We start from the raw sequence: 24,889 nt of genomic DNA, 5'->3' as shown, positions 1-24,889 counted from the left end.
CCTCAAGAGGATGGATCTTCATACATCTCCGGCAACACGCGTGAAAAAGTCAGCACATCAACGCTTTTTGCTCCCCCTCTCAGGAGCGCCTTAGTTGCCGATCGGACGGTTGAACCGGTTGTAAAAACATCATCGACAAGCAGAATATGCTTGTCTTTAATTTTTACCTTTTCCCCTTCGGGGACGATAAAAGCCCCGATCATATTTCGTTGTCGGGCTTTTTTTAGTAGTCCCACTTGCTGGCGGGTATTTTTTTGTCGCTTGAGAACAAAAGGCTGCAAAGGTTTTCCTGTCCTTTTGGCAATATTGCGGGAAAGTTCGGTTGCCTGATTGTAAGTGCGTTTTAAAAACCTGCGGTAATGGAGGGGGATCGGCACAATCATGTCGGCACTCTCGATCAGCTCTTTTCCGGCAATGGTCATCCATTCGGCCATGAATGGCGCAAGTTCGGTGCGGTCGCCATATTTAAGTCGTGTTACGAGACTTCGGGCAAGGCCAAAGTGAGCGACAACCGAACGCGCCCGGGCAAACGGAGGTGGAAATTGTATAGCTTCCCCGCTTAGAAAACCGTCTCCTGGATCATAAGTGAAAGGCGTTCCCATAACAGGGCAATAGGGCTTGGTTATGAAATGTAATTGTTTCCAGCATTCCGGACATATCGTGCCGGTTTTTTCAACAAAAACACCACATCCGGGACATGTCGGTGGAAACAGCAGATTCATGACATGTTCGCCGATTTTTAGAAAAGTTCTCTTGTCAGGATAATGTGCCTTCGACAATCTTTTCACCCTACCGATACAACTGACGGGAAAACAGAATTTTCACAGATATTGTTAAAGTCAACGGAATGGATTTAATCTTTCAATGGCAAAGAATATGCTGTAGCTTTTTAAGCTTAAACGGTTACGGTTAAAATACAATATGTTGAATGGTGACAATTTATAGCGAATGATGATTATAGCGAATGATGACAGATTCCCGGATTTTTGATCAGATTAGAATTGAGAAATTTCGAAGCCGCGCTTTTACCCGTTATGGTAAAAAGGGTGATTTTTTACTTAACCGTTTGTGTGAAGAATTGCAGGAACGGTTGCTCACGGTCGACCGGAAATTTTCTCATGCGGTTGACCTTTTCGGTCATACCGGAGCGGGAACGGAAGCGCTTGTCAACACCGGAAAAGTTGCCGTTGTCGATAGTGTCGAGAGTGACAGGCGCTATACAAGCGGTAATCATGCGTTTTTGCAGCGTGGACGCGAATTGATGGATTTACCGACCGGCTCTTATGACCTTGCTATTTCACTCATGTCCTTAAGCGTTACCAATAATGTCCCCGGAGTGCTAAACCAGATTCGCAAAAGTTTGAAACCTGATGGTCTTTTTCTCGGCGTTATGGCTGGAACAGGCACTCTTGGAGAGTTGCGGGAAAGTTTGATTGAAGCAGAAACCGAACTTTATGGCGGAGTGAGCCCCAGAGTCTACCCGTTCACTGATATTCGTGATGCCGGTAGTTTGCTGCAAAGAGCGGGGTTTGCTATGCCGGTAAGCGATGTCGAGAACTTGACCGTTCGCTATGACACGATTTTCCAACTCATTGATGACCTGCGCGCTATGGGAATGCAAAACGGGCTTACCGGAAGGTCTCGTCGCCCTGTAAGCAGAAGGTTTTTTGAACGTGCTGCGGAAATTTATGCAAAACGGTTTAGCGATCCGGACGGGCGCATCCGCGCGAGTTTTTCTTTCATCTGGCTCTCCGGTTGGGCACCGGATAAAAGCCAGCAAAAACCGGCCCGCCCGGGAACTGCAACAATATCTCTCGCTGATGTTTTAGGCGATAAATCGACCCATTAGTGCAAAATGCTGTATTGATAAACCGGGTTCATGAAGGGGGCTTGGTACTCTTCCGAGCCTTTCCGGACGAGGTCAATCAATGTGTCAATAAAGCACTATAAATCAATACCGTCCCTTAATTATGAAAAGATTTCATGAGTAAGTTGTTTGTAACGGATATCGGAACAGTCATATTCGACCAAAAATATTTTTAAAAACCTACGACATTTGTGCACAGGCACACAATGTTTTTTGGGATTTTTGATGAGAATGATTAAATCTGAAAAATAGTCGAGCTTTATAGAGCTGTAACAATTGGTTTTTAGTCAGATTTTTTTAGAAAATGACAAATGGCCAACAACGTCGGATAAGCGGGAAATCGTATGAAAAGTTTTTTATGAGAATTTATATTTTTTAAGGCAGTGTGTATTCATTATCGAAAGACATGCATTTTCTATTTTTCGGATTTTTTAAATAATGCGCTTAGTCGTCGATGATCGAGTAGATTTTATTGAGTAATTGCAAGCCGATAAAAACACTATTTTTTAAATACCCAAAAATGTGAGTTTCCACGTGGAAAGGCCGATGCGGTTGTTCAACCGACCGTGTTGTTATTCACCAACGAAAGAGGCCGGAAACACCAAATATGGTGTTCAATTTCATTCGTGTTATGCCTTTCTCGTGTTCAAGTATTGGTCAATTTCTTATCATTATCCGAGTCAAAAATCGATTTATCGGTTTCGCGTAAAATTTGGCTTGTAATTGTTGCGGCAGTCATTGCGCCGTTCACATTCAAAGCTGTGCGCCCCATGTCGATTAACGGTTCAATTGATATCAGCAATGCAACGAGTGTGACAGGCAGTCCCATCGTGGGGAGAACAATCAAGGCAGCAAATGTTGCACCGCCACCGACACCTGCAACGCCGATCGAACTTAATGTTACAATGCCAACGAGTGTCGCGATCCAGACCGGATCTAGCGGATTGATGCCAACGGTGGGGGCTACCATGGTGGCAAGCATTGCCGGATAAAGGCCGGCGCAACCATTTTGACCGATTGTCGCGCCGAAGGAGGCGGCAAATCCTGCAATCGACTGCGGAACGCCGATGCGTTCGGTCAAAGCTTCGATATTCAAAGGAATACTGGCAGCACTTGAGCGGCTGGTAAAAGCAAATGTCAGGACCGGCATAACTTTTGAAAAGAAACGGAGTGGGTTAATGCCCGAAATTCCAAGCAGAAGCCCGTGAATGCAAAACATGATTGCAAGCCCGAGATAGGATGCGACGATAAACGCCAATAATTTCAGAATATCTGCTGCATTGGAAGTTGCAGCAACTTTTGTCATGAGAGCAAAAACACCGTAAGGGGTAAGCAGGATAACAATACGGACCAATTTCATGACCCAGGCTTGTAATGTATCAATCGCAGAAATGACGCCGTTTCCTTTTTCGGGATTGTCTTTCATCAAGCGTATGGCTGCAGCACCAAGAAATGCCGCGAAAATAACGACACTTATAATAGAAGTAGGATTGGCACCGGTGAGATCGGCAAACGGATTTTTCGGTATGAAAGAAAGTATGAGTTGCGGAACACTCATGTCAGCAACTTTGGACATGTAATTGGTTTGAATAGCGCTCAGTCGGGCACTTTCGGCGCTACCCTGAACAAGACCTTCGGCCGAAAGGCCAAAGAGATTGACCATCATCACACCAACAAAAGCTGCAATTAACGTAGTAAACAACAAAATGCCTATTGTGATAGTGCTGATTTTGCCGAGCGACGAAGCCGAATGAAGACGCGCAACTGCCGAAAGGATGGATGCGAATACCAGCGGCATAACGATCATCTGTAACAGCAGAACATAGCCGTTGCCGACGATATTGAACCATTCGACCGATTTTTTCAGTTGCAGATTTTCCAAGCCGTAAATGGACTGCAATATAACCCCGAAGATGACGCCAATCACAAGTCCGATCAGAACACGGCGGGAGAGGCTCCATCCGGTTCTGGACATCTTGGCGATTGCGACGAGTAACAGAATGAATATGACGAGATTGGCAATAAATCCGATGATCATTAAAAGCTGTCCTATGGTCGGGTATAAAAACAAACCGATTGCATCAATGTACCCCAATCATGTGATATAGGGGACAGCACCCATGATCTCAAAGAAAAATATTTCAATAATAAAGATAATTAAGCGAAAATATGCTATCCAAAAACAATTATTGAGGATCTTTTACCGTGTCGACTTGAGGGATAGCAGACTGGTTCACCGAACCCGTCATAGTTGTGTAATCCACTTTATTCTGGAAAATTGATTGTGTCAGCTCGGCATCCTTACGATCACCCAACATCGGGACGAGGATGAGACCAAGCGCGATGGCAACCGAACCAAAAAGCAATACTATTCGCAAAACACCTGTCCCTGCTGATTGAGTAAGGTCGTTACGGTTTGTTTTTAAAGACTCTTGGTGGTGCATTATAATTACTCCAGAGTAACCGTCTACCAGACTAAAAGTTACCTGTTAATAAGGATTTAACGCGCGACTTGGGCGCGACACTTTTGTCAAACAACGTAAAGAAATTGTTAAAAAAGAATGTCTTTTAAAATAGGTATAAGCGGTTTATCGGCAGGCGGCATCGGATAGTGATCAAGATTGGAAGCCGAAACCCATTTAAGGTTTTGTCCTTCGGCTCCCTTTGCTATTCCCTCATAACGTCTGCAAATATAAAGCGGCATCAATAGATGGAATTTTTCGTAAGTGTGACTTGCAAAAGTCATCGGTGACAGACAAGTTTCATTTACAGTGATTTCCAACTCTTCATGAAGTTCGCGAATGAGAGCATCTTCGGGCGTTTCCCCGGGTTCGATTTTTCCTCCGGGAAATTCCCATAATCCGGCCAGTGTCTTTCCCTTCGGGCGCTCTGCCAGTAACACGCGATTGTCGGCATCAATCAACGCGCAGGCGACGACGAGAAGAATAGGTTTTGAATTGGTCAAACGCCTGGTCTCCAATATTGATAATGGTAAATTGTTTTGAAACCTGCATCGGTATAAAGGCGCCATGCTGCACTGTTCAAAGTTTCCACCTGCAACCACAGACATTCAATGGGGACTTCAGCCGACTTCCGGCTGACCGTGCTGATCAGGCTTTGCAATGCTAGTCCGCCAAGGCCGCGCCCTCGCAAACCCGGAACGATTGCAAAATCGATAAGCCCTACCTGACCGAAATCGTTTACAGCAATGATATTGCCGATCACTTGACCATCACGGTCGAGTTCAAAAAATGAAGGCTTTCCTTTGATACGTTTTAAAAGCTTGAAATAAATCTCGGCATAGCGATTTTCATGGGTGTGGTTCAGCACAGTCAATTTGCTATAAGCTTCGACATCAATGGCTTTCAGTTTGACATCCGATCCAGAAATATGGGGAAGTGGTTTAAGAGCCATCACAGCCACATCTTTGAAATTTGCCCAACCGTTTTGCTTGAGCTCGTCGAAAAGCTCGAGCGGGGCAAGTGGTGTCATACGCAATGGCCGCTTATAGACGCCGTTGTCAAAACAGAGGTGTTTGACCCGTTCCCTCATATTTTTGTTATCATCAGGATCAAGCGGGGTCACCGAATTGATGCGGTCTGATGGAAAATCCGGCGTTGACCGGCAAGCCCAGACACCATCATAAAATTCTTTCTCTGTCGGCCACGCACGGGCAGAAAGTGCTTCAAGCCGGCGTATCTCGGCCAGAGTTGTACTCCGGCGATCCAAATTATCAACTTCTGTAGTCACCATTAATCTCGACATATTCTTTGGTCAAATCGCATGACCATATCGTTGCACAGCCATTACCCAAGCCAATATCGGCTTTAATGACTATATGGGAGCCTTTCATGTAGTTCGAGGCTTCCTCTTCACTATAACGGGGATCACGTTCGCCATCAACGGCCAAGCGGTGGGTGCCAAACCAGATTGACAATCGGTCGCGGTCGGCTTCCATTCCGGCTTTACCGACTGCCATAACCACGCGTCCCCAATTGGCATCCTCACCGGCTACTGCGGTTTTTACCAGTGGCGAATTGGCAATGGAGCGGGCAATGGTCCTAGCCGCTTCATATGTCGTTGCACCTTCGACTTTAACTTCGATCAGATGATGGGCGCCTTCACCGTCAGCGACAACTTGCAAAGAAAGTTCGTGCAGAATTTCATAAATGCCATCGGCTAGAATTTTGTAACGCGGGTCATTTTTTTGATTAAGCGGTTTGATGTTTCCCTCGGCTGTACCGGTAGCAAACAAAAGAAGGGTATCTGATGTCGAAGTATCACTATCAACTGTAATCGCATTGAAGGTATCGCGCACTTTATCGGATAATATATCCTGTAAAATTGCCGGATGCACGGGAGCATCTGTCACAATAAATGAAAGCATCGTTCCCATATCGGGGGCAATCATTCCGGCACCCTTGGCAATGCCGTTAATGATGATCGGGTGACCATCAAAATCGACGGTTCGCGTTGCAAGTTTCGGATACGTATCCGTTGTCATAATGGCTTTGACGGCCTCAAGCCATTTGTCTTCTTTGGCATTTTTTGCCATTTCAGGTAGCAAACCGGTAAAGCGCGAAGCATCCATTGGTTCACCAATAACGCCGGTGGATGCAAGATAGATTTCTTCCGGAGTAGCACCCAATGCCTCGGCTGCCGCTTTCGCCGTGGCATCCGTCGTTGCTATCCCTTTTTTGCCGGTAAATGCGTTGGCATTACCGGAATTAACAACAACGCCACGCGCCACCCCATGAGAAAGAATTTTTCTGCAATGATCGACAGGGGCAGACGGACATTTTGACCGAGTGAACACTCCGGCGACACTTGTTTCATTATCGAAGACAATAAACAGGAGGTCGGTACGGCCTTTATATTTGATATGCGCTTCGGCAGTATCGAGACGGACGCCTTTTATTATCGGCATTTCGGGATAAGCCTTTGGTGCAAGGGGAGAAATTTTGCCAACCATAGCAACCTCTTGAAAAATGGAAATTTAAAAAACAATAATGCCGGACAAAGCATTTGAAAAGCTAATTGTCCGGCATTTATCATAAAATCAAAAAGAAGCTTATTGGTCTTCTTCCTCGGGCTGTTCTCCGGGAAGATCACCCGTATCGCTATCGGGCTTCTGCATCATTTTAGCGACATCTTCATCGGGATATTTGACGTCCATTTTCCCACGCAGATCACCAATCATTTTGACGTAGCGTTCGCGTGCAATCATATTACGAATACCGTCTTTGACATCGGCCAATGCAGGGGGCTGTTTTTCGCGACGGTCTTCAACCTTGATAATGTGCCAGCCGAACGGGCTTTCAACCGGTGTTTTTGTATATTCGCCAACTTTCAAAGCAAAGGCAGCGTCTTCAAACGGCTTGACCATTTGCCCACGGCTGAAGTAACCGACATCGCCACCAGTTGTAGCAGCCGATTTTTCGCTTGATTTTTCCTTGGCAACCTCGTCGAATTTCGCACCTTTATCGAGGCTTTTGATAATATCTTCAGCTTCTTTCTTGGTTTTTACCAGAATATGGCGGGCGCGAACTTCCTGTTCCTTGGGAAGACCAGCGATTTCCTTTTCGTAACGTGCTTTGACATCGTCATCGGTAATTTTATCAACAATGGAATTTTTGAAATAAAGCTGCTGAAGAACATTATCGCGCATAATAGCCATGCGTTTTTCGTATTCGGGTGTTTTGTCGAGCCCGTCTTTCAACGCTGCATCGGACAATGTCTTCATATCGACGTAAATTTTTAAAACGGTAATCCGGCGTTGTTGGTCGGGTAGACGGGCAAGTCCCGGATCAATGTCATTGGCCATGGCGTCAAGGTCGCCGGCAGTCACATTTTTGCCGTCGACGACAGCCATCACATGTGACGGATCAACCGGTTTTTCAGGCTGTGCTGCGGGTGCTCCTGAAGGATCCGGCAATTTGGGCTGGGCCGGAGCGGCAGCGTCCGGTGTGCTCTGTTGAGGTTGAGGAGCATTCTGTGCTGACGATGTCAGGCTGGTGCCAAGAAGCAGAGCCGACGACAGCAATAGGGTTAGGGGAATGGATTTCATAAACGGTCTCCTTGCGAACAGACAAGATGTTCTGGACTGAAATTTTGGTTAAATTCGGGACATTCATATCATGTTGTTTGACAAGTTGATAAAAATGTTTGGAATTTTGGGCAAAATTCACATCTTTTCTGTGGCTATTATGATATTCGGGTGTTGTCGCACTTTCCAAAATATGTGCAAAGTGAGCCGAAACGGGTGTAAAATTTGGAAACTGTGCGGTTTTTTATCCATATTTCTCATGGATATAAACTTCGGCCTCAATGTTGACAGAAAAAGTCGCGACACCTATCTGTGTCGTAAATATTGGGTATACTTCAGGTTTTAAGACTTTGTCGGCATTCTTGCAGCCATAGTCTGTTGCATGCTCTGCCGTTGAAGGTTAAAGCGTGTACGTCATTCAACCGGCGTTCATCAAGCGCCAGTAACTAACATCGGAAAGGACCAGAAATGGTCAGTTTAGGCGGCCTTGCGCGCAAATTATTCGGTTCGGCTTTTGAACGTCGGGTAAAATCTCTTCGCCCTAAAGTTGCAGAGATCAATGCACTCGAAGAACAATTCAAAAAATTGAGCGATAGTGAATTGCGGCAAAAAACCGATGAATACCGCGCAAGATTACAAAAAGGAGAAACACTTGATTCTCTTTTGCCAGAAGCTTTTGCAACTGCAAGAGAAGCCTCCAAGCGCGTTTTCGGTTTGCGACCGTTCGATGTCCAGCTTATTGGCGGTATTGTTTTGAATAATCGCGGCATTGCGGAAATGCGTACCGGTGAAGGTAAAACATTGATGGCAACCTTGCCGGTCTATCTCAACGCTTTGGAAGGCAAAGGGGTGCATGTCGTCACAGTCAATGACTATCTGGCAAAACGCGATGCCGAGACGATGGGTAAGCTCTACGGCTTTCTTGGCCTTACAACCGGCGTTATTGTTCATGATCTTGATAACGACCAGCGTCGGGCTGCTTATGCCTGTGATATTACTTATGGCACCAACAATGAACTCGGTTTCGATTATCTGCGTGACAATATGACGTTTGATCGTAGCCAGATGGTTCAGCGCGGCCATCATTACGCAATTGTCGATGAAGTTGATTCTATCCTTATTGATGAAGCAAGAACGCCGCTTATCATCTCCGGCCCGCTTGAAGACCGTACCGATTTTTATAAACGGATTGATACTTTCATACCGCCTCTCAAGCCGGAAGATTATGAAATTGACGAAAAGCAGAAGACTGCGACTTTCACAGAAATCGGCACCGAAAAAGTTGAAAAAATGCTTGCCGAGGCAGGGCTATTAAAAGGCCATGGCCTTTATGACATCGAAAATGTCAAGATTGTGCATCACATCAACAATGCGTTGAAAGCCCATAAACTGTTTACGCGCGACAAGGATTATATCGTGCGTAACGGCGAAGTTATGATTATTGACGAATTTACCGGCCGTATGATGCCGGGGCGTCGCTATTCGGAAGGGCTTCATCAGGCTTTGGAAGCCAAGGAACATGTTGCTATCCAGCCGGAAAACCAGACGCTTGCCTCCATTACATTCCAAAACTATTTCCGCATGTATGACAAATTGGCCGGTATGACCGGTACTGCGGCAACAGAAGCCGAAGAATTCGGCAACATTTATGGCCTTGAGGTCATCGAAATTCCGACCAACCTGCCGGTCAAACGTATCGACGAGAATGATGAAGTCTATCGCACTGTCGAAGAAAAATATCAGGCAATTGTTCGCGATATCCGTGCCTCCCACGAACGCGGGCAGCCTATTCTGGTTGGTACTACATCAATCGAGAAATCCGAACATCTGGCTGATCGCCTGCGGAAAGATGGTATTACCGGTTTTAATGTATTGAATGCCCGTTATCACGAACAGGAAGCTTATATCGTGGCACAGGCCGGAGTGCCCGGTGCAATTACAATTGCAACTAATATGGCAGGTCGCGGTACCGATATCCAGCTTGGCGGCAATGTCGATATGCGTGTTGAACAGGAATTGAAAGATGTTCCTGAAGGTCCCGAACGCGAAGCAAAAATTGCGGCAATTAAAGAAGATGTTGCAAAATTGAAGGAAAAGGCACTTGCCGCCGGTGGCCTTTACGTTCTGGCGACAGAACGCCATGAAAGCCGGCGTATTGATAACCAGTTGCGTGGTCGTTCAGGTCGTCAGGGTGACCCCGGACGGTCGAAATTCTATCTGTCATTACAAGATGATCTTATGCGCATTTTCGGTTCCAACCGCATGGACGGAATGCTCCAAAAACTCGGCCTGAAAGAAGGCGAGGCAATTACCCACCCGTGGATTAATAAGGCACTCGAAAAAGCGCAGAAAAAGGTCGAGGCGCGCAATTACGAAATTCGTAAAAATCTCCTGAAATATGACGATGTCATGAATGACCAGAGAAAAGTTATTTTTGAACAACGTATGGAGGTTATGGATTCGGAAGATCTGACAGATATGATCGCAGAAATGCGCGATGAAGTTATAGAGGATCTCGTTGAAAAATACGTGCCGCATGGAACTTATTCCGAACAATGGGATGCTGTCGGACTGCGTGACCAATTACGAGAATTGTTCAACCTCGATTTACCGGTTGAAGATTGGGCAAAAGAAGAAGGCATTGCCGAAGAACAGATATTGGAACGCGTCAAGAAAGCGATGGACGAAAGGGCAAAAGAGCGTGCGGAACGGTTCGGCCCGGAAGTCATGGCCTATTTCCGCAAAGCTATGTTGCTTGAAAGTATTGATACATTATGGCGTGAACATCTGGTCAATCTTGACCATTTGCGTTCTGTCGTCGGATTCCGCGGTTATGGTCAGCGTGATCCGCTCAACGAATATAAAACTGAATCTTTCGAACTCTTTCAGGCAATGCTTTCCAATTTGCGGCGTGACGTGGTTTCCAAACTTATGCGCTTTGAAATCGTTGAACAGCCGAGCGAACCGGCTCCGCTTCCGGAAATGCATGCTGATCATCCGGAATTTAACGGTCAGGACGACGCTGATGGCCTGGTTTCGGTTAGCGCGCAGGACGACACTGTCGTTGCACCATCCAAACGTGATCCGAAAGATCCGACAACATGGGGGAAAGTCGGACGTAACGAACTTTGTCCTTGTGGATCAGGCAAAAAGTATAAACACTGCCATGGATCGTTTGTTTAAACGATAAAACGGCATCGCCTTTCTAATTTGTGCGATACAAGATAAAAATTCCGGTTACAAAAAATCGGAATTTATTCGCTCGACATTCTGAAAATTTAAATTGACGCAAAATTGCGTCTATTTGTGCTTGTAGAAAATTTTTGTAATGGTTGGAAAATATGAATAAATATTTGAAAGCCGGATTGGTCAAAAAGAGTTTTATTTAGAACGTGGTGCAAGCTTAACTTGTCCGGTTATTTTAGGTTACATTCAGGGGTTTTAATAAACTTATATGCAAGTTATAAAATCTGAATGAAAAACTCTTTTTTCTTTTACGCAATCAGATGAACGGTTCAGTAGTTATCATGGAAGATAAGCCCGATTATGAAAAAGAATTACGCAAAAGCGGCCTCAGGATTACGAGGCAACGGCGTATTATTCTTGGTCTTCTTAATAATAATCTGGATCACCCGAACGCGTTCGAGCTCTTCAAACGTGCGAGTGAAAAAGATCCGACAATTTCGTTGTCAACGGTCTACCGTACAATGAAGGCTCTGGAAGAAGTCGGAGCAATCGAACGGCACGAGTTTGAAGGTGGGCCATCCCGTTTTGAACAGAAAGATCGCGAGCATCACGACCACCTCATTGATATCGACACCGGCGATGTTATTGAATTCCGCTCCGACCTCATTGAAAAATTGCAAGAAGAAATTGCCCATTCATTAGGCTATGACATTATTCATCATCGCTTTGAACTTTATGGGAAAAAACGCAAGCGCTAGATAAGAGGTTTGTTTTTAAAAAACGTGTCCATCTCAAGATGAATGGTGCAAAAAGACGCTTGTTTTTCAAATTCACGTCGAGCAAATGCCGTTTTGGCATTGGCAAGCAGCTTGTGGTGCATTATCAAAGATTTGACCGGTCTTAGTCAGTGATCGGAACGATTGATCCATATAAATATATAGGCCTTTGAAAAATATGGTTGCATTACCGCAAGAGCGTATGAATCAACTCGAAAAGCATTTCGAGATGATCGAAAGTGAAATGGCGAATAATCCGGATGCCGAGACCTATGTAAAACTCGCCTCGGAATATTCCGAATTGCAACCTGTTGTCGGTCTGATACGCGAACTTAATAAAGCTCATCATGAAGCAAATGACCTTGAAGCCATGTTGAAAGATCATTCAATTGATCCGGAAATGCGTGGTCTTGCCGAAGAAGAACTTCCCGGCATGAAAGACAAAATTGCAAAATTGGAACATGATGTCCAAATCGAGCTATTGCCGAAAGATGCTGCTGACGAAAAAAGTGCAATTTTGGAAATACGTGCAGGTACCGGCGGGTCGGAGGCTGCTCTTTTTGCAGGTGATCTTTTTCGCATGTATGAACGTTATGCGAGTTTGCACGGTTGGAAAGTGGAAGTGGTTTCCGCAAGCGAAGGGGATGTCGGAGGCTATAAAGAAATTATCGCTTCTGTCACAGGAAAGGGCGTGTTTTCGAGGTTGAAATTCGAGTCGGGTGTGCACCGTGTTCAACGTGTTCCGGAAACGGAAGCCGGTGGGCGCATTCATACCTCGGCGGCAACCGTTGCGGTTTTACCTGAAGCGGAGGAAATTGATGTCGAAATCAAACCGGAAGATATAAGGATTGATACAATGCGGGCATCAGGCGCTGGTGGCCAGCATGTCAACACAACAGATTCCGCTGTGCGTATCACTCACCTGCCAACCGGTATTATGGTTGTGCAGGCCGAAAAATCCCAACACCAGAACCGCGCACGCGCGATGCAAATTTTACGGGCACGACTTTATGATCTGGAGCGACAAAAGGCCGACAGTGAACGCTCTGCTTCCCGTAAAAGTCAGGTCGGTTCGGGAGACCGTTCCGAGCGCATTAGAACTTATAATTTTCCGCAAGGTCGTGTGACAGATCACCGGATAAATCTTACGCTCTATAAGCTTGACAGAGTTATGGAAGGTGAACTTGACGAGTTGATTGACGCATTAATTGCCGATCATCAGGCGAGTTTGCTTGCAGAACTCGGCAATAACGGCTGATTATGGCAAGTCTTTCTGACGTTTTGAAAAAAACAAGAAAACTGTTTCGCAACAGAAAATTGGACAATGCCGATCTTGATGCTCGCCTACTGGTCGAGTTTTTCACATCGACGACGCGAAAGGATGAAATCCTCAATGCCAATTTTCAAGTGAGCGAAGACGCCTTGCAACGGCTTGATAAGGCAATTGTTGAACGTCTGAATGGTAAGCCGGTCTACCGGATTATCGGAAAACGGGAATTTTACGGGATAGAATTTCATCTGTCCGCTGATACTCTTGAACCAAGAGATGATACAGAAGCGCTTGTCGATCTGGTGTTCCCGGAAATTCGCTCTATTGCTGATCGGTACGAGGAAGCCGAAATTGTCGATATGGGAACTGGAACAGGGGCCATTGCAATTGCTCTTCTAGCAAATGTTGACGGGCTTAAGGCAACGGCTGTCGATATCAGCGAGGACGCCTTAAAAACAGCATCATTGAACGCGGAAAGCGCAAGAGTAGCAGATCGTTTCAGCTCATTAAAAAGCGACTGGTTTTCTGGTTTGTCAGGAAAGTTCGATATGATTATATCGAACCCGCCCTATATTCCGGAAAGCGAAATTTCCATCCTTGCAACCGAGGTGAAAAAATATGACCCGCTCAGAGCCTTGTCCGGCGGAAAAGACGGACTTCAATTTTATCGGAAGCTCGCCGAAGAAAGCCGACCATTTTTGAAACCGCATGGAATGATTGCGGTTGAAATTGGCAAAGGTCAGGAAAAAGACGTGATTGCTCTTTTTTCAGAGAATGGTTTTGAATTGAAAAAGACGCGCAAAGACTTGAATGGTATTTTGCGCGCCTTGTTGTTTTGCTGACCGTGAAACTCACGTTCTTAGCATTTGCTTCATTTTTCTATAGCAATGAAAAATTTAAGCCAGTTCACGGCGCCGTAACAAATAGCAGAATATAAATGCAATGATGACGAGCGTGCCGGTAAAGGCGATGACCATGTCCCAGCCGCCATGGAACCAGAACCAGCCGCCAAAAGCACCGATGAAGCTCGATCCCATGTAGTAGAACAGAAGGTAAAGTGCTGTCGCATGCCCTTTTGCTCCAACTGCAATGCGCCCAACCCAACTGCTTGCCACCGCATGAGCGGAGAAAAAACCGATTGTTACGCACACGATACCGACAATAAACCAGAACAGACTGTTAGTGAGAGTCAAAATCAGCCCTAAAGCCAGAATCGCAACGGAAATGAACAATAGCGAGCTGCGGTGATATTTATTGGTCAGGTTCCCGGCAATCGGCGAAACGATAATACCTGAAACATAACTCAGGAAGATAAAGCCGATCTCAGTCGGGCTAAGGAAGAACGGTGCTCCGCTCATACGAAAGCCGGTATAGTTCAAAATCGCAACGAAATCACCGAACACCAAAGCGATGAAAAGATAAATGTAAAGCAACCGTATCGAGCCGATATGGCCTATCCATGCTCTTATGTGGTGATGGATATTGATGCCGTGTACGGCGACGAAGTTCTTGGATGGTGGCAACAGAAAATAGAACGCAATGGCTGCAATCAAATCGATAATACCGATAATAGCCAACGCCCATTGCCAATTGAACCACTCGATAAGGCTGCCCATACCAACCCGGCCCATCATGCCGCCGAATGCCGTACCACCGACATAAAGCCCCATGATTTTTCCGAATCCTCGTGGTGCAATTTCTTCGGCAAGGTAGGCCATCGCAACGGCCGGCACGCCCCCTAAGAGAATGCCTTCCAACGCACGTGCGACAAGAAGCCAATGCCAGCTCGACGCAAAAGCTGCGACTATGTTCAGAACAGAAGCACCTATCATCGACGCGGTCATCAAACCGCGGCGGCCGAGCGCTTCGGAAAAAGCACTTGAAAGAAGAATGGAAAAGGCGAGAAAGCCCGTTGATATAGAAAGCGCCAACGAACTGTTCGCTGGCGTTATATGATAGTGGTTTGCGAAAGATGGTAGTAGTGGCTGAACGCAATAAAGAAGAGAAAAAGTTGCGAAGCCGGCAAAAAACATTGCCACGCTTATGCGCTTATATAAAGTCGTTCCGCTTTGTACACCAGGTTCAGCCTTAGTGGCTGTTGAGGTAGTCATTTTATACTCCGAGTATCTACCTCCCCCCGATTAACTCTCCGCTATTATGGCGGGTGGCTCTAATGTAATTTCATAAAAATCTAAATTCAATTTATATAATTGAACCGTCAACAAAAAGTGACATTGTAAAAGGGAAATTTGCGTGATCCCTTTTTCGCAAAACGCGTAAAAATTGTATATAATCTGACTTGGCTTTTTAAAACATATTGACGCAAATTTCATGAGTGATACTAGATATTGTGTTCAGGGTTCTCTTTGATTCGAATTTTGAGATTCGAAATCGGATGAAAGAGCTAAGAGGGAATTCGGTAATTTATTAGAAAGCCGAAGCTGCCCCCGCAACTGTAAATGGTAAGTCAAAATCGTATGCCACTGGGGTCACCCGGGAAGGTGGTTTTGGCGCTTCAAGCCATGAGCCAGGAGACCTGCCTTGAATTGAATGTCAACAGACGGGGTGTTCTGGTTATGGCCTTTCCGGCCGTGTTTTGTGCGGATGTGGGCTTAGCCATATCCCCCACATTGCTTCGGGAAGGAAGTTTTATGTTCAAGATTCTTAATCATTTTTCCTGACCGGCTGAAGTTTGCCTTATCGGCGCAACTTTTAAAAAACGTCTCTTATGCTGCTTTCTCAAGGAAGAAAGCAGGCGGGACTTTGCAACCAAAAATCAGGAAAAAATCATGACAATTACAATTTACAGCCGACCATCTTGCGTACAATGCAAAGCAACATACAAGGCATTGGATAATAAACATATTTCTTACGATATTGTGGATATTTCCAAAGATGCGGAGGCTTTATCCTATATCGAAAGTTTGGGTTATAAAATGTTGCCGGTGGTTATTGCCGGAAACAATCACTGGGCCGGTTTCCAACCTGATAAAATAAACGGGCTCGAATGATATGGCACTTCTTGTTTATTATTCGAGTGCCACCGGCAATACCGATTATTTTGTGCAACAAATCGGTGAACCGTCTTTAAGACTTTTCAAAAAAACGGCAATTCCGAAAGTGGTTGAACCTTATGTTCTGGTGGTACCGACTTACGCCGGTGCCAAAGGCGATGGTGCAGTGCCTAAAACAATCATCAATTTTCTCAATGATCAAGAAAACCGGCAATTTCTTAAAGGCGTTATTGCTGGCGGCAATCGTAATTTCGGCTGGGCTTATGCGCTTGCCGGAAAAGTCATTTCTCAAAAGTGTCGTGTGCCCTGGCTTTATAGTTTCGAGCTCAGGGGGACAACAGAAGACGTGAACCTTGTCAGACAAGGATTAGGAAAATTATGGAAACAGATAGCGCAGAAAAAACAGAAACTTTAGATAGTGACAAAAATTATCATTCCCAAAATGATCATTCCCAAAATTATCACTCATTGAATGCAATGCTCAATCTTTTTGACGATAACGGGCTTATCCAGTTCGATAAAGACCGTGAAGCCGTGCGGCAATATTTTTTGCAGCACGTCAATCAGAATACGGTATTTTTCCATGATCTTGAAGAGAAGATCGATTACCTCGTGCGTGAAGGATATTACGAAAAAGCCGTTTTCGATTGTTACGACTTTGCTTTTATAAAAAAAGTTTTCAAACGTGCCTATGCGTTCAAATTCCGCTTTCCCACGTTTTTGGGTGCCTTCAAATATTATACGAGCTACACGCTCAAGACCTTCGACGGGAAAAGATATCTCGAACGTTACGAAGATCGTGTCGTTATGGTGGCGTTGACACTTGCACGAGGCGACAAGAAATTTTGTGAAAAACTTGTCGATGAAATGATGACCGGCCGCTTTCAACCTGCAACGCCAACATTTCTCAATGCCGGCAAAAAACAGCGCGGCGAACTTGTTTCCTGTTTTCTTCTGCGGGTTGAAGACAACATGGAATCTATCGGTCGCGCAATCAATTCTTCTTTGCAACTTTCAAAGCGCGGTGGTGGAGTTGCTTTGTGTCTCACCAATATCAGAGAACAAGGCGCGCCGATCAAAAAAATACAAAATCAGTCGTCCGGAATTGTGCCGGTCATGAAACTTCTTGAAGATGCATTTTCTTACGCCAATCAATTGGGCGCAAGGCAGGGGGCAGGGGCGGTTTATTTAAGTGCCCATCACCCCGATATTATGCGTTTTCTGGATACCAAGCGGGAAAATGCCGACGAAAAAATTCGCATTAAAACGCTCTCCCTTGGTGTGGTCATCCCTGATATTACTTTCGAGCTTGCGCGCAATAACGAGGATATGTACCTCTTTTCACCCTATGATGTAGAAAGGGTCACGGGCAAAGCTTTATCCGACATATCTTTGAGCGAATACTATCGCAAATTCGTTGATGACCCGCGCATAACCAAGAAAAAAATCAATGCCCGTGATTTTTTTCAAACTTTGGCTGAAATCCAGTTTGAATCGGGTTATCCCTATATTGTGTTCGAAGATGCGGTCAATCGCGCTAACCCCATTGCCGGACGCATCAATATGAGCAATCTTTGCTCCGAAATTCTTCAGGTCAATGAGCCGAGCACATTGAATGCCGATTTGAGCTATCGTCACATCGGTAACGATATTTCGTGCAATCTCGGTTCGCTCAATATCGCTCAAGCCTTCCAGTCCAACGATTTCGGAAAAACGGTTGAAACAGCGGTCCGGGCTTTAACAGCGGTTTCCGAAATGAGCGATATTGTCTGTGTACCATCCATTGAAAAGGGCAATCGCGAGGCGCACGCTATCGGCCTCGGTCAAATGAATTTGCATGGCTTTCTTGCCAAGGAGCATATTTATTATGGCTCTCCGGAAGCACTCGATTTCACCAATCTCTATTTTTATACAGTTGCCTATCATGCATTGAGAAGCTCGAACCTTATTGCCAAAGAAAAGGGCAAAACATTTCAAGGTTTTGAACAATCAGCCTATGCCGATGGGCGTGCGTTTAGAAAATATCTTACTCAAAAGTTCGAGCCGGAAACACAACGCATTAAAAAGCTTTTTGCCGATCGCCATTTCATAATTCCCAATGTGAAAGACTGGCAGGAGCTTGAGCAATCGGTAAAAAAATGGGGGCTTTACAACCGTTATTTACAGGCGGTTCCGCCCACCGGCTCGATTTCCTATATCAATAATGCCACAGCGTCCATTCACCCGATTGTTGCAAAAATAGAAATACGCAAAGAAGGCAAGATCGGTCGGGTTTATTATCCGGCACCTTATATGACCAATGATAATCTTGAATATTATCAGGACGCCTATGAAATAGGTCCTGAAAAGATCATTGATACTTATGCCGCAGCCGGTCAACATGTCGATCAGGGCTTGTCATTAACGCTGTTCTTTCCGGATACTGCCACGACGCGCGATATCAACAAAGCGCAAATCTACGCGTGGAAGAAAAAACTCAAAACCATCTATTATGTACGGCTACGCCAAAAGGCCTTGAGCGGGACCGAAGTCGAAACCTGTGTTTCCTGTAGCCTTTAAGGATAAATTTCTGATGCTAACAAACTATTTAAAAACCATTCCGGCTATCAACTGGAATAAGATTGAAGACGAAAAAGATCTCGAGGTCTGGAACAGATTGACAGGAAATTTCTGGCTTCCTGAAAAAGTACCGCTTTCCAATGATGTCTCGTCATGGGCAAGTTTGACACCAGAAGAACAGCAATTGACCATCCGCGTATTCACCGGACTTACTCTTCTTGACACAATGCAAAATTTTGTTGGCGCCATTTCGCTTTTGCCGGATGCAATCACTCCGCACGAGGAAGCGGTGCTCACCAACATTGCTTTTATGGAAGCAGTCCATGCCCGTTCCTATTCGTCAATTTTTTCGACGTTATGCCTGACAAAGGATGTCGACGAAGCCTATCGCTGGTCGGAAGACAATGCTTGTCTCCAGAAAAAGGCGGCACTCGTTCTTGATTATTATAATGGCAGTGATGCTTTGAAGCGAAAAATTGCTTCGGTTTTTCTGGAAAGCTTTTTGTTTTATTCCGGCTTTTATTTGCCGATGTATTGGTCAAGTCGGGCAAAACTTACCAATACTGCCGACCTTATCAGGCTGATCATTCGTGATGAGGCGGTGCATGGTTATTATATCGGTTACAAATTTCAAATCGGCTTCAACAAACTTCCTCAAAGCAAGCAGAATGAAATCAGGGATTTTACCTATACGCTTTTAATGGAGCTTTACGACATAGAAACAAAATATACCGAACAGCTTTATGACGGAGTAAATTTGAGCGAAGAAGTGAAGGTATTTTTACACTATAACGCGAATAAGGCATTAATGAATCTGGGATTTGAGCCTCTGTTTCCTCCAGATATTTGCAAAGTCAATCCGGCCATTCTTTCAGCTCTCTCACCAAATGCAGATGAAAACCATGATTTCTTTTCAGGCTCCGGTTCATCTTATGTGATCGGTAAAGCGGTAGCGACAGAAGACGCTGATTGGGATTTTTAAAACTTTAAAGAAAAATAGAAGAGAAGAGTGCTCCTCTTCTCTTCTTAAAGAAAATGCAACACGCAATTTGCCAAAACGTAATGCCCATTAAAATCTATGGACAACGAAACTAAACACTAGCGCCGCGGCAAATATTGGGCACCAAAGCTGCCGCCTCATCAGAGGGCTGGCGCTTGATCATGTAAAAAACCGATTGCTTGAAAACAGCTTAAAGCGCGGTTTGTTCAGTTTGTTCAATGGCATCAGAGGGGGTGAAACTATTGCGCATCAAACCATTGCAGACAACAGAGTTTTGACCATAAGTTATCTAATGGGGACGTCGCGTCATGAACGTGCAATCGGAAAACGGGAAAGCGAGATGACGCAGGACTCGATAATCTCTTGCCGATAACGATATAACTTAGCGGGTCTGCCACCGGTTTTTGTCTCGAATTCCCCGACTTCTTCAATAATACCTTGTTGTTCGGTCAAGCGACGGAAGTTCGGCTTATGAAGGCGCCTTCCAATAATGGCCTCAACTGTCTTTTGTAACTGCAATAAGGTAAATTTTTCAGGTAAAAGCTCGAATATAACAGCACGATATTTGATTTTTCTTCTAAGTCTTGCAATTGCTGTTGCCAAAATCCGGCGGTCATCAGCAAACATCGGCGTGCCAGCAAATAGGCTCCCACCTGCTTCGGCAATCAATCCTGCTTCATACAAAAGTTCGTATCTTTGAAGTATGAAATCTTCATTCCATGAAAAACCGTTACAGCCGAAGAGAAAAGAAATCCTACGCTTTTTAAAGGCGCATGTCTCCGGATCTTTTTCCGCCCACGCGTTAAGTGCATCGATAATTTTATCAACGCATGAATGTTTCCCGTTGCGACAATCATCCCACGGAAAATGTTCGTACCAGTCATGCCACTCGACTTCAGGCAAAAACCCGTCATGCTCGCGTACCAACCCCAAATAGCTAATCGAGACAGTAGGCATATTGCCTTCCGATATAATACGGTCGCGATTGGTAAAAGTATAAAGTTGTTCGAGAAAACCGACGGGATGCCCTGTTCGTGTGTTCACCCAATCGCGCAGAGTTGATTGTAAACTCTGTTTATAGTTTTTGAGCGGTCCTGACGGTAATTTTTGTTGAGGTCCGACGGTAATAACTTTCGGATTGTCATCAGTAACCGAGACTATGACTCCGATAAGTTCAATCTTGGAAAGAGCTGTCTGTTTGGTTGCAATTGTCATTTTTCAAATATTTAGCTTTAGTTTAGGGCCTAAAGAAATATAATTCGCGCCCGATGCCAGTTTTATATTCCTTCTTATTTTTGTCTCCAAGCAATTAGGGGCATGGATTTTCTGCCATATAGAGCAGCAAACTGAATAGCCAAGATTAAAAAACAGCGAAATAGCAATTTAAAGCCAATTGGAGATTATCCGGTTCTTGAAAGAGTTCGCATGCGAGGAGGAAGAATAATTTTCAAATCTCATTTTCGAGTGCTCTCCAACAATTTTATTTAATATTGTTGTGATTGTTCGATTGAATGCTTTCCGTTGGATACCATAAAATCCGGATTAAAAGGTAGTTTAAAATTTTTTTAAAAAATGCGCAAAATAAAAAATTATTTTTTCAGAATACAAAACTCTTTATCACTTCGGTTTAAAACATCCAAACAATTGGAATTAGTGAAAATTTCCGTTAAATAATCTTGAACAAAAATCTCGTTGGCATCGATTTTAAAATTTTAATACAACCTGAAGATGGTAAATAAAAACCGGCTTTAAAGCCGGTTTTTAATGAAGGGATATTATGCGATTATTTTATTAATGGTGGTTTACAGGCGAACCATCGCCAAAATGCGCTTCATTTGCCAAAACTCCGTGCGTTGCTTCACCGGATTTTTGCGCATGACCGATAATATAACTGTCTTCGACCGAACCATCGCCGAATCCATTTGCCCGTGTATAAGCACGTGAATTACCAGTGTAACCATGGTTGACACCTGATTGGGCACTTGCACCGATGACAAAAGTGTTGACCGGCGAACCATCGTCAAAAGCATAACCACTGGCATAGGCGCTGCTTACACCACATAAACTTGCAAGCGCAATAAACATTAATTTTTTCATTTCATTCACCGTTTTTATGAGCCCTTAGCTTTGGCTAACGGCTTTAATTGCAATTGGATTAATCTGGATAAATTTTCCAAACTCTCTATCGCTTATATCTTCATCACGGCAATCAATCTCAAATCACTTTAAAATGTGTTGATCACGGAAAAGTGATAATTTAAAATACAGCAAAAACAACAGGTTAATATTCATTAATCCCCGTCCAATAGAGGTTTATCAAGTCGGGATCACGGTTGTTGTGAAGTGGCTTTAAGAAGGGCTGAATGGTGTCTTTCTGGCCTATCAAAAGTTGATTTTTGCCTTCGCAAGTTGCAAGCTTTGTTCGAATCTTGCAGTCTCTTGTTTCTTCAATTCTTCCGATTTGATCCGGAGAAGATATGACGGGTGAAAAGTGACAAGAACCGGTATTTTTTCTTCTGTCTCGATTATTTTACCCACCAAACCGCTTAACGGCTCGTTCAAATCTGTGAGTGAAAACAGGGCGGTTTTCCCCATGGCAACGATAAGCTTCGGTTTGACGATGTCAATTTCTTTCATGAGCCACCAGCGACAATGCTCGATCTCGCAGCGATCAGCTCTTTTATGAAGGCGTTTACGACCTTTGAGTTCATATTTGAAATGCTTGACGGCGTTAGTGATGTAAACTTCGTTTCGTTGGATGTGGGCTTTGTAAGCCGCCTTTTCAAAGATTTGCCCTGCCGGACCGATAAATGGCCGACCAACAAGATCTTCACGGTCGCCCGGTTGTTCTCCAACAATCATAAGAGAAGCATTTTCAGGCCCCTCGCCACAGACGGCCTGCGTTGCTGAACAATGCAAAGGGCAACGTTTGCATGATCTGATGCTGTCATTGAGAATATCCGATGTTTCAGGTGTTGTTCTAGAACGAAAATTTGTTTGAACGCTATTTTGCGCATGCTTTTCCGATAAGCGGGAATGAAAGAGCGGAGGTTGAAGAACCGGTTGTCTTTCCATCGTTTCGATGCGCGTTTCCGCATCGCCTATGAGACTATCGATAATTTCTGCTTCCGGAAGGTTGCTCCAGTATTTTTTCGGCATATGACTTTGCATGGTTTTGACTTTCAGTCTTGCCGGATTGAAAATACTGGAAAAGTAGGTTTTCCACAGCTCTTCGATTTCATCTTTATTTTGTGGCTTTTTAAATATCGGTTCGCCAAAAAACAGTCTTTTGTTAAAATAAAACGCACTGCCTTTCGGTGTAAGAATTTGCCAATCCATGTCGGTAAAACGCCGGCAGAAAAACGGTATAGCTTCTGCGATAATGAAATGCTGAGGTTCATACCAGGCAGTAAAACAACGCCTGAAGTTATCATTGCCGAGACTGCAAATTTCTTTGAACCGTAAAAATGCATGCATATGATGGATATCATGGCAAACAGCCTTTTGCCGTGATAAAGCTGTGGCGGTATCAATGTCGTAAATTTTTTCAAGAAGCGTTTTGTCCCGCTGCAAGCGGTAAAGAAGGCGGTATAAAAGGGCTGCCGAACCTTTGCCTTCATGGCAGATGACATTTTTCGCAAGATTGATGAACTGCTTTGGCACCAGAAATTCTTGGCTTTGTTGTGCAGGTGAATATTTTTCTGAAGGCGAAGAGGCAGGTTCTCCGTCAAATAAAGTTGGAGCCGAAAGGTAATGCCAAAAAACATCTTCCGGACGCATTTCGTCTTGCAATAGCAAACGTGCCGTTGTTCGCCACTCGTCGAAATCCCCCTGTTTTTTCAAAATAATCGTTTTCATGATGAAAAAAGATCAAGTTGGGTCGGTCGCGCACGAAAACGGTCGGCAAGGTGTGAACTATCGAGAAGGTTTTTAGGCGTCCAACGTTCGGCAGTCACGAACGGTTTTATTTTTTCAAGGCTGATATGAAAGGTTTTCAAATCTGAAAAATCAAGCCGTTTGAACCGGCGCGCTACCAATATCCGTTTCACATTGCGCACTCCAAGGCCTGGAACACGTAACAACATTTCTTTGTCGGCCCTGTTGATGTCAACCGGAAAAAGATGCCGGTTTTGTAATGCCCAAGCAAGTTTCGGGTCAAATTCAAGTTCGAGCATGCCGCCATTTGTTTTCGTAGTCAGCTCTTCCATTGCAAATCCGTAAAACCGGAAAAGCCAATCAGCTTGATAAAGCCTGTGTTCTCTTAAAAGCGGCGGGCGCTTGACAGGAAGCAGGTTCGATGCATCCGGAATCGGACTGAACGCCGAATAATAAACGCGTTTCAGCCGATAGCCTGAATAAAGCTCGGCGCTTGATTGCAAGATTGTTGCATCATTGGCGTCGTCGGCACCGATGATCATTTGGGTGGATTGGCCTGCGGGCGCAAAACGTTGCGTCTTTTTCGTCTGCAATGTCGCGTCCTTCGAGGCTTCAATATCAATCCTTACATTTGCCATAGCTTGTTTGATTGTCAGGATCTTTTTTTGCGGAGCAAAGCGGTTAATGCTTTTTTCTGTTGGCAGTTCGACATTGATTGAAAGTCGATCTGCATAACGTCCCGCCTCCTTGATAAGCGCTTCCGAAGCATCCGGAATGGTTTTCAAATGGATATAACCGCCAAAATGGTGAATGGTTCGCAAATCGCGGGCAATTTTAACCAATTCCTCCATTGTTTGGTCCGGAGAACGGATAATGCCGGAAGAAAGAAACAAGCCTTCAATGTAATTTCTGCGGTAAAATTCGAGCGTCAAAAACACCACCTCGTCAGTGGTGAAACGCGCCCGCTCGACATTGCTCGAAGACCGGTTGACACAATAGGCGCAGTCAAAGATACAAAAATTGGTGAGTAGAATTTTTAACAAAGAAACGCAGCGCCCGTCAGGCGTGAAGGAATGGCAAATTCCCATATTTTCCGTTGTCCCCAAGCCAATTTTTGTGGGTGACTGGCGCGTCGAACCGCTTGATGCACAGGAGGCATCATATTTGGCAGCATCAGCCAGAATTGCCAATTTTTGTTTAAGCGTTTTGACCATTATGTTCACTATTTGTTCTATTTTGGAATATAGACATGGAACCGAGGAAGTAAAGGAAAAATAGCGTTTCACCACGAGCTG

Annotated in this window: 21 protein-coding genes and 1 riboswitch; of the genes, 9 read left to right on the top strand and 12 right to left on the bottom strand. The window is 44.7% G+C overall.

The annotated features are described in order from the left end of the window. Positions 1-2 precede the first annotated feature (2 nt). Entirely contained in the window at positions 3-779 is a 777-nt protein-coding gene (locus tag H3V12_RS05625; RefSeq protein WP_343211550.1) for a ComF family protein, read from the bottom strand. A 188-nt stretch (positions 780-967) separates the two neighbouring features. Here H3V12_RS05625 and H3V12_RS05620 point away from each other — a divergent pair, with 188 nt between their 5' ends. After that, positions 968-1,849, top strand: a complete 882-nt coding sequence (locus tag H3V12_RS05620; RefSeq protein ID WP_198213848.1) for a methyltransferase domain-containing protein — start codon at positions 968-970, stop codon at positions 1,847-1,849. 664 nt (positions 1,850-2,513) lie between these two features. Here H3V12_RS05620 and H3V12_RS05615 read toward each other — a convergent pair. From H3V12_RS05615 to H3V12_RS05590, 6 genes are all read right to left on the bottom strand, one after another. Beyond that, complete coding sequence (locus tag H3V12_RS05615) at positions 2,514-3,905, bottom strand: L-cystine transporter (protein WP_198213398.1); 1,392 nt, start codon at positions 3,903-3,905, stop codon at positions 2,514-2,516. 148 nt (positions 3,906-4,053) lie between these two features. Continuing rightward, entirely contained in the window at positions 4,054-4,311 is a 258-nt protein-coding gene (locus tag H3V12_RS05610; protein WP_075870211.1) for a hypothetical protein, read from the bottom strand. A gap of 107 nt (positions 4,312-4,418) precedes the next feature. Then, a complete protein-coding gene (locus H3V12_RS05605) occupies positions 4,419-4,832 on the bottom strand; it encodes a (deoxy)nucleoside triphosphate pyrophosphohydrolase (protein ID WP_246713061.1) in 414 nt (137 codons plus the stop codon). Further along, entirely contained in the window at positions 4,829-5,620 is a 792-nt protein-coding gene (locus tag H3V12_RS05600) for a GNAT family N-acetyltransferase (RefSeq protein WP_075914872.1), read from the bottom strand. Before H3V12_RS05600 ends, H3V12_RS05605 begins: the two co-directional genes overlap by 4 nt. Further along, positions 5,601-6,839, bottom strand: a complete 1,239-nt coding sequence (gene argJ / locus H3V12_RS05595) for a bifunctional glutamate N-acetyltransferase/amino-acid acetyltransferase ArgJ (protein ID WP_198213394.1) — start codon at positions 6,837-6,839, stop codon at positions 5,601-5,603. Before argJ ends, H3V12_RS05600 begins: the two co-directional genes overlap by 20 nt. A 99-nt stretch (positions 6,840-6,938) precedes the next feature. Beyond that, the gene (locus H3V12_RS05590) at positions 6,939-7,934 is read right to left on the bottom strand and encodes a peptidylprolyl isomerase (RefSeq protein ID WP_075870208.1); all 996 of its coding nucleotides are present in this window, start codon (positions 7,932-7,934) and stop codon (positions 6,939-6,941) included. Between the two features lie 447 nt (positions 7,935-8,381). Between H3V12_RS05590 and secA the strand changes: the two genes are divergently transcribed. The 4 genes from secA to prmC all read left to right on the top strand — a co-directional run bounded on the left by secA (position 8,382) and on the right by prmC (position 13,987). Then, a complete protein-coding gene (secA, locus tag H3V12_RS05585) occupies positions 8,382-11,096 on the top strand; it encodes a preprotein translocase subunit SecA (protein WP_198213392.1) in 2,715 nt (904 codons plus the stop codon). A 344-nt stretch (positions 11,097-11,440) separates the two neighbouring features. Continuing rightward, on the top strand, positions 11,441-11,857 hold the full coding sequence (locus H3V12_RS05580; RefSeq protein ID WP_075870434.1) for a Fur family transcriptional regulator: 417 nt from the start codon (positions 11,441-11,443) through the stop codon (positions 11,855-11,857). A gap of 196 nt (positions 11,858-12,053) precedes the next feature. Then, entirely contained in the window at positions 12,054-13,133 is a 1,080-nt protein-coding gene (prfA, locus tag H3V12_RS05575) for a peptide chain release factor 1 (RefSeq protein ID WP_075870206.1), read from the top strand. Beyond that, the gene (prmC, locus tag H3V12_RS05570; protein ID WP_198213846.1) at positions 13,130-13,987 is read left to right on the top strand and encodes a peptide chain release factor N(5)-glutamine methyltransferase; all 858 of its coding nucleotides are present in this window, start codon (positions 13,130-13,132) and stop codon (positions 13,985-13,987) included. The genes prfA and prmC overlap by 4 nt, the downstream gene beginning before the upstream one ends. A gap of 54 nt (positions 13,988-14,041) precedes the next feature. Here the strand turns inward: prmC and H3V12_RS05565 are convergent, their stop codons facing one another. Continuing rightward, positions 14,042-15,256 (bottom strand): MFS transporter, encoded by a 1,215-nt coding sequence (locus H3V12_RS05565; protein WP_075916065.1) that lies wholly within the window; start codon positions 15,254-15,256, stop codon positions 14,042-14,044. Between the two features lie 229 nt (positions 15,257-15,485). Beyond that, positions 15,486-15,704: riboswitch (cobalamin riboswitch) on the top strand. A 230-nt stretch (positions 15,705-15,934) separates the two neighbouring features. Between H3V12_RS05565 and nrdH the strand changes: the two genes are divergently transcribed. From nrdH to nrdF, 4 genes are read left to right on the top strand one after another with little or no spacing between them, the layout of a single operon-like run. Beyond that, the gene (gene nrdH / locus H3V12_RS05560) at positions 15,935-16,156 is read left to right on the top strand and encodes a glutaredoxin-like protein NrdH (RefSeq protein ID WP_075870203.1); all 222 of its coding nucleotides are present in this window, start codon (positions 15,935-15,937) and stop codon (positions 16,154-16,156) included. Between the two features lies 1 nt (position 16,157). Then, positions 16,158-16,574, top strand: coding sequence for a class Ib ribonucleoside-diphosphate reductase assembly flavoprotein NrdI (nrdI, locus tag H3V12_RS05555; RefSeq protein WP_198213384.1), 417 nt, complete (start codon positions 16,158-16,160; stop codon positions 16,572-16,574). Continuing rightward, a complete protein-coding gene (gene nrdE, locus H3V12_RS05550; RefSeq protein ID WP_198213382.1) occupies positions 16,538-18,718 on the top strand; it encodes a class 1b ribonucleoside-diphosphate reductase subunit alpha in 2,181 nt (726 codons plus the stop codon). The genes nrdI and nrdE overlap by 37 nt, the downstream gene beginning before the upstream one ends. 13 nt (positions 18,719-18,731) lie before the next feature. Further along, a complete protein-coding gene (nrdF, locus tag H3V12_RS05545) occupies positions 18,732-19,700 on the top strand; it encodes a class 1b ribonucleoside-diphosphate reductase subunit beta (RefSeq protein ID WP_198213380.1) in 969 nt (322 codons plus the stop codon). A 324-nt stretch (positions 19,701-20,024) separates the two neighbouring features. On the opposite strand, the gene H3V12_RS05540 is transcribed toward nrdF, so the two are convergent. From H3V12_RS05540 to H3V12_RS05525, 4 genes are all read right to left on the bottom strand, one after another. Then, entirely contained in the window at positions 20,025-20,933 is a 909-nt protein-coding gene (locus H3V12_RS05540; protein ID WP_198213378.1) for a hypothetical protein, read from the bottom strand. A 576-nt stretch (positions 20,934-21,509) separates the two neighbouring features. Further along, entirely contained in the window at positions 21,510-21,815 is a 306-nt protein-coding gene (locus tag H3V12_RS05535) for a hypothetical protein (protein WP_198213376.1), read from the bottom strand. A 285-nt stretch (positions 21,816-22,100) separates the two neighbouring features. Further along, positions 22,101-23,576, bottom strand: a complete 1,476-nt coding sequence (locus tag H3V12_RS05530; protein WP_198213374.1) for a UdgX family uracil-DNA binding protein — start codon at positions 23,574-23,576, stop codon at positions 22,101-22,103. Beyond that, positions 23,573-24,808: a putative DNA modification/repair radical SAM protein gene (locus H3V12_RS05525; protein ID WP_198213372.1), complete on the bottom strand. Its 1,236-nt coding sequence runs from the start codon at positions 24,806-24,808 to the stop codon at positions 23,573-23,575. The genes H3V12_RS05530 and H3V12_RS05525 overlap by 4 nt, the downstream gene beginning before the upstream one ends. Between the last annotated feature and the right edge of the window lie 81 nt (positions 24,809-24,889).

The organism is Bartonella sp. W8167, from assembly GCF_016100335.1.
GTDB classification, from domain to species: domain Bacteria; phylum Pseudomonadota; class Alphaproteobacteria; order Rhizobiales; family Rhizobiaceae; genus Bartonella; species Bartonella apis.
The sequence above is the reverse complement of the archived record's forward strand: the minus strand, read 5'-3'. Positions and strand labels throughout refer to the sequence as shown.

Bases quoted from the DNA above. Each gene is read 5' to 3' on its own strand.
- H3V12_RS05620 (WP_198213848.1), top strand. From the start codon at position 968: ATGACAGATTCCCGGATTTTTGATCAGATTAGAATTGAGAAATTTCGA.
- H3V12_RS05615 (WP_198213398.1), bottom strand. From the start codon at position 3,905: ATGATCATCGGATTTATTGCCAATCTCGTCATATTCATTCTGTTACTC.
- H3V12_RS05610 (WP_075870211.1), bottom strand. From the start codon at position 4,311: ATGCACCACCAAGAGTCTTTAAAAACAAACCGTAACGACCTTACTCAA.
- H3V12_RS05600 (WP_075914872.1), bottom strand. From the start codon at position 5,620: ATGGTGACTACAGAAGTTGATAATTTGGATCGCCGGAGTACAACTCTG.
- argJ (WP_198213394.1), bottom strand. From the start codon at position 6,839: ATGGTTGGCAAAATTTCTCCCCTTGCACCAAAGGCTTATCCCGAAATG.
- H3V12_RS05590 (WP_075870208.1), bottom strand. From the start codon at position 7,934: ATGAAATCCATTCCCCTAACCCTATTGCTGTCGTCGGCTCTGCTTCTT.
- secA (WP_198213392.1), top strand. From the start codon at position 8,382: ATGGTCAGTTTAGGCGGCCTTGCGCGCAAATTATTCGGTTCGGCTTTT.
- H3V12_RS05580 (WP_075870434.1), top strand. From the start codon at position 11,441: ATGGAAGATAAGCCCGATTATGAAAAAGAATTACGCAAAAGCGGCCTC.
- prfA (WP_075870206.1), top strand. From the start codon at position 12,054: ATGGTTGCATTACCGCAAGAGCGTATGAATCAACTCGAAAAGCATTTC.
- H3V12_RS05565 (WP_075916065.1), bottom strand. From the start codon at position 15,256: ATGACTACCTCAACAGCCACTAAGGCTGAACCTGGTGTACAAAGCGGA.
- nrdH (WP_075870203.1), top strand. From the start codon at position 15,935: ATGACAATTACAATTTACAGCCGACCATCTTGCGTACAATGCAAAGCA.
- nrdI (WP_198213384.1), top strand. From the start codon at position 16,158: ATGGCACTTCTTGTTTATTATTCGAGTGCCACCGGCAATACCGATTAT.
- nrdE (WP_198213382.1), top strand. From the start codon at position 16,538: ATGGAAACAGATAGCGCAGAAAAAACAGAAACTTTAGATAGTGACAAA.
- nrdF (WP_198213380.1), top strand. From the start codon at position 18,732: ATGCTAACAAACTATTTAAAAACCATTCCGGCTATCAACTGGAATAAG.
- H3V12_RS05540 (WP_198213378.1), bottom strand. From the start codon at position 20,933: ATGACAATTGCAACCAAACAGACAGCTCTTTCCAAGATTGAACTTATC.
- H3V12_RS05535 (WP_198213376.1), bottom strand. From the start codon at position 21,815: ATGAAAAAATTAATGTTTATTGCGCTTGCAAGTTTATGTGGTGTAAGC.
- H3V12_RS05530 (WP_198213374.1), bottom strand. From the start codon at position 23,576: ATGAAAACGATTATTTTGAAAAAACAGGGGGATTTCGACGAGTGGCGA.
- H3V12_RS05525 (WP_198213372.1), bottom strand. From the start codon at position 24,808: ATGGTCAAAACGCTTAAACAAAAATTGGCAATTCTGGCTGATGCTGCC.